14 protein-coding genes and 1 tRNA gene are annotated in these 11,495 nt (G+C 67.5%); 5 read left to right on the forward strand and 10 right to left on the reverse strand.

The window, feature by feature from the left end:
- Positions 1-127: 127 nt before the first annotated feature.
- Positions 128-1,180: a restriction endonuclease gene (locus LUX31_RS22625; RefSeq protein ID WP_235476803.1), complete on the forward strand. Its 1,053-nt coding sequence runs from the start codon at positions 128-130 to the stop codon at positions 1,178-1,180.
- A gap of 100 nt (positions 1,181-1,280) precedes the next feature.
- Here the strand turns inward: LUX31_RS22625 and LUX31_RS22630 are convergent, their stop codons facing one another.
- The 6 genes from LUX31_RS22630 to LUX31_RS22655 are packed head-to-tail and all read right to left on the reverse strand — an operon-like array spanning position 1,281 to position 5,771.
- Entirely contained in the window at positions 1,281-2,033 is a 753-nt protein-coding gene (locus tag LUX31_RS22630) for a class E sortase (protein WP_235476804.1), read from the reverse strand.
- Between the two features lie 13 nt (positions 2,034-2,046).
- Positions 2,047-3,396: a class E sortase gene (locus LUX31_RS22635; RefSeq protein ID WP_235476805.1), complete on the reverse strand. Its 1,350-nt coding sequence runs from the start codon at positions 3,394-3,396 to the stop codon at positions 2,047-2,049.
- The gene (locus tag LUX31_RS22640; protein ID WP_235476806.1) at positions 3,393-4,031 is read right to left on the reverse strand and encodes an aminodeoxychorismate/anthranilate synthase component II; all 639 of its coding nucleotides are present in this window, start codon (positions 4,029-4,031) and stop codon (positions 3,393-3,395) included. Before LUX31_RS22640 ends, LUX31_RS22635 begins: the two co-directional genes overlap by 4 nt.
- Complete coding sequence (locus LUX31_RS22645) at positions 4,028-4,210, reverse strand: hypothetical protein (RefSeq protein WP_189149527.1); 183 nt, start codon at positions 4,208-4,210, stop codon at positions 4,028-4,030. The genes LUX31_RS22640 and LUX31_RS22645 overlap by 4 nt, the downstream gene beginning before the upstream one ends.
- A 43-nt stretch (positions 4,211-4,253) precedes the next feature.
- Positions 4,254-4,964, reverse strand: a complete 711-nt coding sequence (locus tag LUX31_RS22650; protein ID WP_235476807.1) for a class E sortase — start codon at positions 4,962-4,964, stop codon at positions 4,254-4,256.
- A 27-nt stretch (positions 4,965-4,991) separates the two neighbouring features.
- Positions 4,992-5,771: a DUF881 domain-containing protein gene (locus LUX31_RS22655; protein WP_235476808.1), complete on the reverse strand. Its 780-nt coding sequence runs from the start codon at positions 5,769-5,771 to the stop codon at positions 4,992-4,994.
- A gap of 142 nt (positions 5,772-5,913) precedes the next feature.
- Here LUX31_RS22655 and crgA point away from each other — a divergent pair, with 142 nt between their 5' ends.
- Positions 5,914-6,168: a cell division protein CrgA gene (crgA, locus tag LUX31_RS22660; RefSeq protein WP_006383246.1), complete on the forward strand. Its 255-nt coding sequence runs from the start codon at positions 5,914-5,916 to the stop codon at positions 6,166-6,168.
- Between the two features lie 330 nt (positions 6,169-6,498).
- Here crgA and LUX31_RS22665 read toward each other — a convergent pair whose 3' ends face one another.
- The gene (locus LUX31_RS22665) at positions 6,499-7,392 is read right to left on the reverse strand and encodes a rhomboid family intramembrane serine protease (protein ID WP_235476809.1); all 894 of its coding nucleotides are present in this window, start codon (positions 7,390-7,392) and stop codon (positions 6,499-6,501) included.
- 167 nt (positions 7,393-7,559) lie between these two features.
- Positions 7,560-8,087: a peptidylprolyl isomerase gene (locus LUX31_RS22670; RefSeq protein WP_235476810.1), complete on the reverse strand. Its 528-nt coding sequence runs from the start codon at positions 8,085-8,087 to the stop codon at positions 7,560-7,562.
- 390 nt (positions 8,088-8,477) lie between these two features.
- On the opposite strand from LUX31_RS22670, the gene LUX31_RS22675 reads away from it, so the two are divergent.
- Positions 8,478-9,182 (forward strand): DUF5324 family protein, encoded by a 705-nt coding sequence (locus tag LUX31_RS22675; RefSeq protein WP_235476811.1) that lies wholly within the window; start codon positions 8,478-8,480, stop codon positions 9,180-9,182.
- A 123-nt stretch (positions 9,183-9,305) separates the two neighbouring features.
- On the opposite strand, the gene LUX31_RS22680 is transcribed toward LUX31_RS22675, so the two are convergent.
- Entirely contained in the window at positions 9,306-9,902 is a 597-nt protein-coding gene (locus LUX31_RS22680; protein ID WP_235476812.1) for a GtrA family protein, read from the reverse strand.
- Between the two features lie 241 nt (positions 9,903-10,143).
- On the opposite strand from LUX31_RS22680, the gene LUX31_RS22685 reads away from it, so the two are divergent.
- The gene (locus LUX31_RS22685) at positions 10,144-10,599 is read left to right on the forward strand and encodes a tellurite resistance TerB family protein (RefSeq protein ID WP_235476813.1); all 456 of its coding nucleotides are present in this window, start codon (positions 10,144-10,146) and stop codon (positions 10,597-10,599) included.
- A gap of 84 nt (positions 10,600-10,683) precedes the next feature.
- Here the strand turns inward: LUX31_RS22685 and LUX31_RS22690 are convergent.
- Positions 10,684-10,756, reverse strand: a tRNA-Ala gene (locus tag LUX31_RS22690).
- 182 nt (positions 10,757-10,938) lie between these two features.
- On the opposite strand from LUX31_RS22690, the gene LUX31_RS22695 reads away from it, so the two are divergent.
- Positions 10,939-11,487 carry a helix-turn-helix domain-containing protein gene (locus LUX31_RS22695; protein WP_235476814.1) on the forward strand — a complete coding sequence of 183 codons (549 nt, stop codon included), beginning with the start codon at positions 10,939-10,941 and terminating at the stop codon, positions 11,485-11,487.
- Positions 11,488-11,495: the final 8 nt, after the last annotated feature.

Genomic DNA, 11,495 nt, shown 5'->3' on the forward strand with positions numbered 1-11,495 from the left:
TGAGCCCCGGCACCTGAGAAGGCGCCGGGGCTCACTCATACCCATGTGCGAAATCCGACCAGAACTTCGTATGCCTGGACTCGTTGGACGGGTGAGGAAAACCCGACGAGTTGAGGAGAAGCGGAACGTGATCAACGAAACGGCACTGTTGGAGTCGAAGACCTTGCGCGACAGCGTGCTGGAACGCACAGATGTGCTCGACAAGGTCAAGGCTCTGTCACTCCTGCCGGACGGCATGCATGTCACAACGGCGATGGTTGCGGCGTACTTCGAAGTCGCGGAGCGCGCTGTCAACCGTATGGCACAACGGCACCGGGACGAGCTGACGGTGAACGGCCTGCGGATCCTGCGCGGCGAAGAACTCGCGAGATTTAAGGGAGACACGTTGTCTCTCTACCCTGAGAGCTATCCACAACCCCGCTCCAGCCTGGCCCTTTGGTCCCGCCGAGCCGTTCTCAACGCGGCAATGCTCCTCCGCGACAGCGAGGTGGCCCGCCAGGTCCGCGCCTATCTCCTCGACATGGAGTACCTGGCACGCACCACCCACTCGGTGGACAACCCGGCCGAGGCAGCTACACAGTCCCTCGACGACCGCATCGACCAGCGCATCACCCACATCCTCGGCAAGACAGTCGTCCCCATGTTCAACGCCCTGATCGAAACCTCAGGCGAACACCGCAAGGAACTCATCGCCCTGCGGGCCGGCGTCCAGCGAGTCGAGCAGCGGCTCCGGCAACACCACGCCCGGCTGCAGAGGCTCGAAAGCCCGCACGAGGGCCGTCCCCTCCCCGGAGTCATGGCCTCTATGGACGCCATGAACGGCCGCACGTTCGAGCACCACATCGCCAAGCTGCTGCGCCGCGACGGCTGTACGAACGTCGTCGTACAGGGCGGTCACGGAGACCGGGGCGTCGACATCATCGCGCTCACAGCCGACGGGCGACGCCTCGTCGTCCAGTGCAAGAGGTTCGCGCCCTACCTCAACATCACCAGCCCCGACGTCCAGAAGTTCGTCGGCTCGGCGAAGGTCCTCCACAGTGCCGATGTGGCCCTCTACGTCGCGACCTGCCCCTTCACCCCGGAAGCCCTGAGCATCGCCGCCGAGGCCGGAATCACCGTCGTACACCGTGGGCTGCTGGAGGAGTGGAGCGCCGGGGAACCGCTGAAGGTGCTGGAGTAGTCACGAGCTGACGCGAAGGGCCCGAAGCCGCAAGAGAAAGTTGCGGCTTCGGGCCTTCGTCATGCTAGAGGACAGCCCTCCTTTCAGGAGGGCTGTCGGTTCACCGCAACTCCTTCGGCACCGTCCGCTCCGAGTCCACCTTCTCCACCCGCACCAGCTCCCCCCACACGATGTACCGGTACTCCGACGTGAACACAGGGGTGCAGGTCGTCAGGGTGATGTACCGCCCCGCCTTCCGCTTGCCCGACTCCTTCGGGATCGGGGACAGGACCTCGACGTTGTACTTCGAGGTCTCCGGGAGGGTGTCGTAGACCTTGTAGACGTACCACTCGTTCTTCGTCTCGAAGACGATCGGGTCGCCCTTCCTCAGCTTGTCGATGTTGTGGAACTTGGCGCCGTGGCCGTCCCGGTGGGCCGCCAGCGTGAAGTTGCCCGACTTCGCCTGGGGGAGCGCCGACTTGATCGGGTCCGTGTAGTAGCCGGCCACGCCGTCGTTCAGGACCTTCGACGACGTGCCCTTCTTGACCAGGACCTCGCCGTTCTTCATGGCCGGGACGTGCAGGAAGCCGATGCCGTCCTTGGTGTCGAACGCGGCGGGACCCGTGTCCGCGTCGGCCCAGTGGTCGCGTACCTCGTCGCCCTGCTTGTCCGCCTCGCGGTCCGCGACGACGTTCGTCCACCAGAGCGAGTACGCGACGAACAGGCCCAGCACCAGGCCCGCCGTGATGAGGAGTTCACCGAAAACGCTCACCGCGGTGGCCAGTTTTCCGGTCGTGCCCCTGGGACGGGCATCCTGCGAAGGGGAAACGGACGCGTCCGCGGTCTGCTCGTCGTGGTCCGTCGTCGCTGCCACTCTTCATCTGCCCTTACTGCACGAGCGCATCCGGCTTGCCCTTGCTGCGCGGCCGTTCCTCGACCATCTTGCCCCACACGATCATCCGGTATTTGCTCGTGAACTCCGGAGTACACGTCGTGAGGGTGATGTAGCGGCCCGGCTCGGTGAAACCCGAGCCATTGGGGATCGGGTCCAGCACGCTCGTGTTGCTCGGCGACGTGACCGGCAGGATCGCCTCCATCTTGTAGACGTAGTACTTGTCCTGCGTCTCCACGACGATCGCGTCGCCCTTCTTCAGCCGGTTGATGTACCGGAAGGGCTCGCCGTGCGTGTTGCGGTGCCCCGCGAGCCCGAAGTTGCCGGTCGCCGCCGACGGCATCGCCGTGTTGAGGCTGCCCTCCGCGTAGTGGCCGACCATCCCCCGGTCCAGCACCTTCTTCTTGCTGGTGCCCTCCGCGATCGGCACCACCACGTCCAGCTTGGGGATGTCCAGGATGGCGAACCCCTGCCCCGGCTCGAACACCCCCGGCGCCCGCTTCCCGCTCGCCCAGTCGTCCTGGAGGCTCGTCGCCTCGTTCCCGGCCTGCGCGTGCGCCCGTACGTTCGTCCACCACAGCTGGTAGGTCACGAACAGCAGCATCACCACGCCAGTGGTGATGAACACCTCGCCGATCGCCCGGCTCGCCATCACGGCCACGCCCGGCTTCTGCGCCCGCGCCGCCTGCCGCGCGGCCACCCGCGAGAGGGGCGCACCCTCCGCCGACTCGGCGGCCGCGCCCTCCGATGCCTCCTGAGGGCCTCCATGGCGCCCGTGACGGGCCTTGGCGGCCTTCCGGCGCGCTGCCCGCCCACCGGCCGCCGAAGGGCCCTCAGAGGCGCCTGTGGCCCCTGCGCCGACCGAGGCGGTCGACACCGAGTCCTCGTCGGGTATTCGCGGCAGATCCGCCAGCCGCAGCGCCACCGTCTCCTCGTCGACCGGCGGCAGCACCACGGGAGGAGCCACGTACGGCTGTGCCGCACGAGGGACCGCGGCAGGAGCCACGTACGGCACCTGCTCCTCGTACACCCCCACCTGCCAGTCCTGCGCGTACCCCCGCGAGTCGTACCCCGACTCCGGCCCGGAGCCGCGGTGCTCAGCCGCCCCCTGCTCGGCCGAGGCGTCGTACGGGCGCGCATGGCCGCGCCTGCGCCGCCCGCTGCCCTGAGGCGGATCGTTCCGCTGCCCCGGCAACGGGTCGCTCAGCGGATCCACCGGCCGCTCCGCCGGCGCCTCGAACGCACCCGGCACCCCGTACGGCTCCTGCTGCCCGTACGAGGGTCCCTGGTCGCCGGTGTCTCCGTACGCGGAGCCGGACTCGCGCTCGGGGCGCAGGGCGGTCACGCCGTGGCCCTGCCCACCACCGGGGCGAGCCCTGACGACCTCGCCACGGCACCCCGGTCGCCGCACTCCACCAGCCAGTTGGCCAGCATCAGGTGACCGTGTTCCGTCAGCACCGACTCGGGGTGGAACTGCACACCCTCGACCGCGAGTTCACGGTGCCGAAGGCCCATGATGATCCCGTCGTGCGTACGGGCCGTGACCTCCAGCTCGGCCGGGACCGTCTCCGGCTCCGCCGCCAGGGAGTGGTAGCGGGTCGCCGTGAAGGGGCTCGGCAGACCCGCGAAGACGCCCTTGCCCTCGTGTTCCACGAGGGACGTCTTGCCGTGCAGCAGCTCGGGCGCGCGGTCCACCACACCGCCGTACGCCACCTGCATCGACTGCATGCCCAGGCAGACCCCGAACACCGGCACCCCGGTGGCCGCGCAGTGGCGCACCATCTCGATGCAGACCCCGGCCTCCTCGGGCGTACCCGGGCCCGGCGACAGCAGCACACCGTCAAAGCCGTCCTGCGCGTGCGCCGTCGACACCTCGTCGTTGCGCAGCACCTCGCACTCGGCGCCCAGCTGGTACAGGTACTGGACCAGGTTGAAGACGAAGCTGTCGTAGTTGTCGACGACGAGAATCCGCGCGCTCACTGGTCGTTCACCGTCACATCGTTGAAGGGGAGGAGGGGTTCGGCCCACGGGAAGACGTACTGGAAGAGCACATAGACCACCGCCAGCGCCAGTACGAGGGAGAACAACGCCTTCACCCACGCGTTCCCCGGCAGATGCCGCCAGATCCAGCCGTACATGCCGTCCCTTCCGTCGCCCACGGCACCCGACTCGCGGCACCGGACTCACGCGTACCTCACCAGATTAACGGCGCAGCGCCTCGGGTTTCCCGGCCTCCACAGGCTGTGTGGAATCCAGGTGTGCCCAGACGATCAGTCGATGGCTGTGCCCCCACTCCGGATCGCACGTGGTCAGCGTGAGATAACGGCCCGAGCGCGTGTACCCGCTCTTACGTGGCACAGGATCGATCACCTCAATGTCCGTGGGCACGGTTTTGTAGGGGCCTTTGTCGATCCGATACGTGAACCACGTCGTCCCGTCCGTCAGCACCACCGCGTCCCCGCGGCGCAGCTCCGGAAAGTCCTTGAACGGATCACCGTACGTACGCCGGTGGCCCGCGACCGAGAAGTTGCCCTGCTGGCCGAGCCGCGCGGTGGTGGCGTAGTGGCCGAGGCCCTTCTTCAGGGTGTTCGTCTTCGTGCCTTCGAGCACCGGCTTGTTCCACGTGAAACCAAGCCGCGGGATGTACATGATCGCGAAGGGCTTGCCCGAGGAGTAGGGACCGGGCGGCTTGGGGCCCGCCGTACTCGTGGGAGTGGCCGACGGCTCCGGCTCCGGCGCCTGTGTCACCGTGCCCTTCGACCACTGGTCCTGTAACTGGTCGATCTGGTCGTCCATGACGCCGTCGGCCTTCACGCCGGTCCAGAACAGCACGTACACGACGAAGAGCACGATCACCGTGCCCACCGTGACGCACAGTTCGCTGGCCGTCCTGATGATCACGCGCCCCGACACAGGCCCCCCAGCGGTGAGCTACGCCAGCTACTTCACAGGTTTCGCGTACTGCAGATCCACTGTGCCCGAGTAGCCGGGCAGAGTCACCGTCCCGTCCTCGTCGACCTGCCAGCCGAGCCCGTAGACGTTGACATACACCATGTAGTTCTGGATCGCCTTGGACGCCGTGAGCGCGTTCCGCAGCTTCTCGGGGTCGCCTACCGCCGTGATCTTGTACGGGGGTGAGTAGACGCGTCCCTGGAGGATCAGCGTGTTGCCCACGCAGCGGACGGCGCTGGTGGAGATGAGCCGCTGGTCCATGACCTTGATGCCCTTGGCCCCGCCCTGCCAGAGGGCGTTCACTACGGCCTGGAGGTCCTGCTGGTGGATGACCAGGTAGTCGGGCTGCGGCTCGGGGTAGCCGGGGAGCTTCGCGGTGGCGTTCGGCGGGGCGTCGTTGAGGGTGACCGTGAGGGCCTCGCCCTTGAGCTTCTGGGTGCCCGCGGCCTTCTCCAGCGCCGCCAGCTTGGCGTCCTCGGCCTCGGTGCTGCCGTCGTCGCGCTCGGCGAGCGCCTCGACGTCATCGCGCAGGGCCGCGTTGGACTCGTCGAGCCGGCCGTTCTTGTGGCTGCGCTCCTGGATGAGGTCCGAGAGCCTCAGCAGCGAGGCGTCCGTGCGGATGTTCGTACCCTTGGCTGTATCGAAGCTCGTGAAGAAAATCAGCCCCGCGAGGGCGAAGACCCCCACGGTGAGCACCCGGACCGGGCGGAAACGGCGGTTACCGGCAGGACTGGAATCCGTCCCGGGGGAGTCGGCAGAATTGCTCAACGTACCCTTATCTCCTTCGGCGCCGCGGAAGCACTACGCTAACGGACGCCCGGGGGAGCACTAAGTGTCCCCTTGTACGCTGCCCCGGAGCCCGACCCAGTTCCCTGCGCGGCCACGCAGCGCATCGACAGGAGAGACCCTCGTGCCGAAGTCACGTATCCGCAAGAAGGCCGACTACACGCCGCCGCCCGCCAAGCAGGCGACGGCCATCAAACTGAACAGCCGCGGCTGGGTCGCACCGGTCATGCTGGCGATGTTCCTCATCGGCCTGGCCTGGATCGTCCTCTTCTATGTGACCGACGGCACGCTGCCGATCGACTCACTGGACAACTGGAACATCGTGGTGGGCTTCGGCTTCATCGCCGCGGGCTTCGGTGTCTCCACGCAGTGGAAGTAGGGCCTTCAGGGCGGGCCCTCAGGGCTCTGCCCAGGGCTTTTCGCTGAGTTATCCACAGCCAGGGTTGAATTTCCACACCCCGCCTGGGGAAAAGACGACGATCTGTGGATAACTCATCGAGTGTTGACGCCGGTACGACTGACACACCGGTAACCGCAAGCTTGTTCGCCCCCTGCCTGACCTGGGAAAACTCCGGTCGGTGACAGGGGGCACAGCTGTTCCCGCACACTGTGCACAGGCAGCGCCACGGACTGTGGACAACAGGCACTCAGTGACAGGAGTGACCGGTCGGGGCGGCTGGACGGCAGGTCGGGCGCGCTAGCGGATGCGCTAGATGAGCTGGCCCGTGCGGATCAGGGTCATGACGACCACCGCGACCAGGACAACCGCGCAGACGCCGTACTGGACCAGGGATCTGCGCTCGCGCGGGGCGTGGACCATGGCGTAGCCGATGACGACACCGGCGACGAGGCCGCCGATGTGGGCCTGCCAGGCGATGTTGCTCGCTCCGAAGGTGAAGACGAGGTTGATCACCAGGAGAGCGATGATTGGCCGCATGTCCTGGTTGAGGCGGCGCATCAGGACAGCGGTCGCGCCGAAGAGGCCGAAGATGGCACCGGAAGCCCCGAGCGAGCCGCTGCTCGGGGAGGCCAGCAGATAAGTGAGGGCACTGCCCGCGAGACCCGAGACGATGTAGAGCACCAGGTAACGGACCCGGCCGAGGGCAGCTTCCAACGGGCCGCCGAGCCACCACAGGCTCAGCATGTTGAAGCCGATGTGCCAGATGGCCTGGTGCGCGAACATCGAGGTGAACAGCAGATACCACTGCCCCTCGGCGACGCCCTCCGTGGCGACGTACGGCGCCGGCGGCCACTTGCCGACGAGGACCAGGTGGTCCAGGAACGACGGGCGGATCTGGCCGACGAGGAAGACCGCGAGGTTGATCCCGATGAGGATCTTGGTCAGGAGGCGGGGATCAGCTGCGATGGTGCCGCCGGCGATGTTGCGCGGCCTGGAGGCGCCGGGCGCGTGTCCCGTGCCGGAGCCGTTGCGCACGCATTCCGGGCACTGGAAGCCGACGGAGGCGCTGACCATGCACTCGGGGCAGATCGGGCGTTCGCAGCGGGTGCAGCGGATGCCTGTCTCGCGGTCCGGGTGGCGGTAGCAGGTGGGCAGGCTCTGGGCGTCCTGCGGGCCCTGCGGGCTGCCTGGCGCCTGGTCCATGGGATCCCCTAAGTCCGTCAGTCCGTCGTCGTGCGGTTCCTCGTCGTACGGTTCGTCGTCGTACGCAATGCACCGCCCCGCCCATCCTTACGGATGAGCGGGGCGTTTGGTTCCCTGCTGGCCCCCTCCGGAAAAGAGCTGGCGGGAGGGGTTCCCTGGGGTGAGCCCTAGCGGGTCTCGACGACGACCGACTCGATGACGACGTCGTTGACCGGGCGGTCGGTGCGCGGGTTGGTCGCCGCGGTCGCGATGGCGTCCACGATCTTCTGGCTGGCCGCGTCGGTGACCTCACCGAAAATGGTGTGCTTGCGGGTCAGCCACGCCGTCGGGGAGACGGTGATGAAGAACTGCGAGCCGTTGGTGCCCGGGCCGGCGTTGGCCATGGCCAGGAGGTACGGCTTGTCGAAGCGGAGGTCCGGGTGGAACTCGTCCTCGAACTGGTAGCCGGGACCGCCGGTGCCGTTACCGAGGGGGTCACCGCCCTGGATCATGAATCCGCTGATCACCCGGTGGAAGACCGTGCCGTCGTAGAGCTTGGCCGTGGACTTCTCACCAGTCTCCGGGTTGGTCCACTCACGCCCGCCGGTGGCGAGCTCGACGAAGTTCTGGACCGTCTTGGGCGCGTGGTTCGGCAGGAGCCGGACTTCGATGTCGCCGTGATTGGTCTTCAGGGTGGCGTAAAGCTGCTCAGCCACGATCTGCCTTCCGTTGTCTTCTTGTGACTCCCCGATCCTTGCACGGTCCACGCCGTGCGTCGCCCGGCACCCTCCTCCGAGCGAAAATCCGGCGTTTTCGCTTGCGCTTCCGGCGCTGCGCAGAAAACCGGTCGAGTAGGCACGGGACGGGGGCGCGGCACGGCGATCCGTGGCATTGTCGACGACAAGCTCCTGTTGCCCGGTATTCATCGCTATTGCATGTGATCGTCATCCGCTGCCACATGCGACCGGTCCGGTGCCGTCAGTCCCGTGCGATCGGCCGTCCATGACCCGGATGCCCGCCCTCGCATGCCTCGCGGCGTATTGCCAGGCATGATCCGTAAAAGGGTGGAGAGTCGATAACCGTACGCCACCGACGAGGAGGATCCCGTGACCCGCATCGAAAGCGTGCGCGCCGCAACCAGCTCGGCGAAGGACAGCGTCCTGCACGCCGCGGACGTGGTGGCGCCCTACGCCGACACGGCCAAGGACAGGGCCACCCAGTACGCCCACGAGACACGCGTACGGCTTGCTCCCAGGGTGTCCCAGGCCACGGAGCAGGCCCGTGTCCAGTACGGCGCGCATCTCGCTCCGCGACTGGAACAGGCCCGTACGCATGTGCCGCCGAAGGTCGACCATGCCGCTCACGAAGCCGCTGCCCGTACCGCCAAGGCGGCCCGGCAGGCCGCCGACTACACCACGCCGCGCGTGGAGCGGGCGGTCGCGGCGGCCGGGCCCGTACGAGAGGAGGCCGCCGCACGCGGTGCCGCGGCGCTGGCCGCGCTGCGTGGTCAGGTCACTCCGCAGGAGATCCGGAAGCTGGCCCGCCAGCATGAGCGTCGGGCCCGGGCGGGCCGGCTCGCCAAGGGGCTGGTCGTGCTGGGCATCCTGGCGGGCGGCGCCTTCGCCGCGTGGAAGTGGTGGGACAAGCAGGCCAATCCCGACTGGCTGGTCGAGCCGCCCGCCGCGACCGAGGTCCCGGAGACGGGGCACCTGACGTCGGTGGACGGCACCGCTCCCTCGCATCTTGACCCCGAGGTCGAGGCGAAGGAGGCCGAGTCGGAGGCCACGGAGGGCGACGAGGACCGCCGCTGACGGTTCGGTTCGTGTGTGGTGTCGCCGTGGGGTGGGAGACCTGAGGGTCTCCCACCCCACGGCGGTGTTTCACGTGAAACACCGCTCTGCTCCGTTTCACGTGAAACATCGTCGTCCGCGCCGTCAGGAGACGGCCAGCTGCGGGCTCGTCCTCAGTCCGCCGATGCCCCTCGTGACCGGGGCTCGGAGGATGGTGCGGCGGACGGTCGAGGGCACCTGGACCTCCGGAGCCACCGGCGTCGCCAGGGTCACCGGGACCACCGAGACCGTGCTCTTGCTCCGGCCGGCGGCGAAGACGTACAGCCGGAGGACCAGGAAGCGTCCTATGCCGGCGAGGCCGGAGGCGCTGAGGTAGACGATCTGCTCGGTCAGCATGCCGGGCGACGGCTGGACCAGGTGCAGGACGAACATCGCGACGCAGGTGACGGCGTAGGCGGCGGTGGCCGAGCCCGCCGACTGCCAGTGCTGGCGCCATCCGGCGCGCTTGCCGCCCCCGAAGGTGAAGCGGGCGTGGAGTTCGGTGCACAGGATGGTCGAGGCGACCGTGATCAGCGCGTTGGCCAGCACCCAGGGCATCGCCACCGCGAGCAGCGCGACGGCGCCGCTGGAGAGGAGGCCGACGCCACCGCCGCACAGAACGAACCGGGCGAAGGAGGCGAGTGGTCCGGGAGCAGCAGCGGCGCCGGTCGTGCTGGGCTTCGACGAGAGCTGCGGCTTCACGGCGGTTTCCTTCCGGCGGGGCGACTGTGGACCTCTGTGGATCACGGGGATCAACTGGGTTCAACGATGCCGTCGCGCGCTCTTGGAAACGATGACGTGTGCTCCCGAACCGGGGGTGTAGCTGGCCCCACCATCGGGGTGCGGGAGGCGCTACCCAGGGCAGGGAAAAGGGCGGCTGATAGCTTCTACATGAACGTAGAAACAGGCGTAGGAACAGACGAAGAAGCAACGAGGAGTTCTCATGGCCCTGTGGGACCGCATCAAGGAGTCCGCATCGACGATGCAGACCCAACTGGAGGCGAAGAAGAACGACTTGAAGAGCGGCGCGTTCCGGGACGCGAGTATGGCGATGTGTGCCCTGGTCGCCGCGGCCGACGGCACGATCGACCCGGCGGAACGGCAGCGCGTGGCCCAGCTCATCGCCACGAACGACGTCCTGCAGAACTTCCCCGCCGACGATCTGCGCCGCCGCTTCGACGAGAACATCGGCAAGCTGACGGCCGACTTCGCCTTCGGCAAGGTGACCGTGCTCCAGGAGATCGCCAAGGCCAAGAAGAAGCCGGCCGAGGCCCGTGCGGTGATCCAGATCGGCATCGTCATCGGCGGCGCGGACGGCGACTTCGACAAGACCGAGCAGGCGGTCGTACGGGAGGCCTGCTTCGCCCTGGACCTGCCGCCGCACGAGTTCGATCTCTGACGCGACGCGCACGGCCCATCGGGCCGACAGCTGCAAAAGTGCCCTCTGGACTGCGTTTCCGCAGTTCAGAGGGCATTTCGGCTGTGGAGCCTAGGGGAGTCGAACCCCTGACATCTGCCATGCAAAGACAGCGCTCTACCAACTGAGCTAAGGCCCCGAGGGAAAGGCGTCCGCCCAGAACAACCAAGTCCTGGTGGGTGCCGTCGACAAGAGTACCGGGTCATCCCCGGTATCCCGCAAAAGGATTGGGGGTCCCCGTGGACGACCACTCTCCGTAAGATGCTCGTCGTGGTTCGCTACAGCGAACCGCGGTATTTGGGGAAGCGATGGGGAGACGCAATGGATGCCGCACAGCAGGAAGCCACCGCAAGAGCGCGGGAGCTTCAGCGGAACTGGTACGGAGAGCCGCTGGGGGCGCTCTTCCGTAAGCTCATCGACGATCTTGGTCTCAACCAGGCTCGTCTCGCGGGGGTACTGGGGCTGTCCGCGCCGATGCTGTCACAGCTGATGAGCGGCCAGCGGGCCAAGATCGGCAATCCGGCAGTGGTGCAGCGGGTGCAGTTGCTGCAGGATCTGGCCGGTCAGGTCGCGGACGGCAGCGTAAGTGCGGCCGAGGCGACCGAGCGGATGGACGAGATCAAGAAGTCGCAGGGGGGCTCGGTGCTCAGCAACACCACGCAGTCGACGACGAGTTCGGGGGCGCCCACGGTCAAGCGTGTGGTCCGCGAGATCCAGTCGCTGCTGCGCTCGGTGGCCGCCGCCGGCGACATCATCGAGGCGGCGGACACTCTCGCCCCGACCCACCCGGAACTGGCAGAGTTCCTCCGGGTGTACGGCGCGGGCCGCACGTCGGACGCCGTGACGCACTACCAGTCCCACCAGAACTGAGCCGCCGG

The organism is Streptomyces sp. GQFP, from assembly GCF_021545335.1.
Taxonomy (GTDB): domain Bacteria; phylum Actinomycetota; class Actinomycetes; order Streptomycetales; family Streptomycetaceae; genus Streptomyces.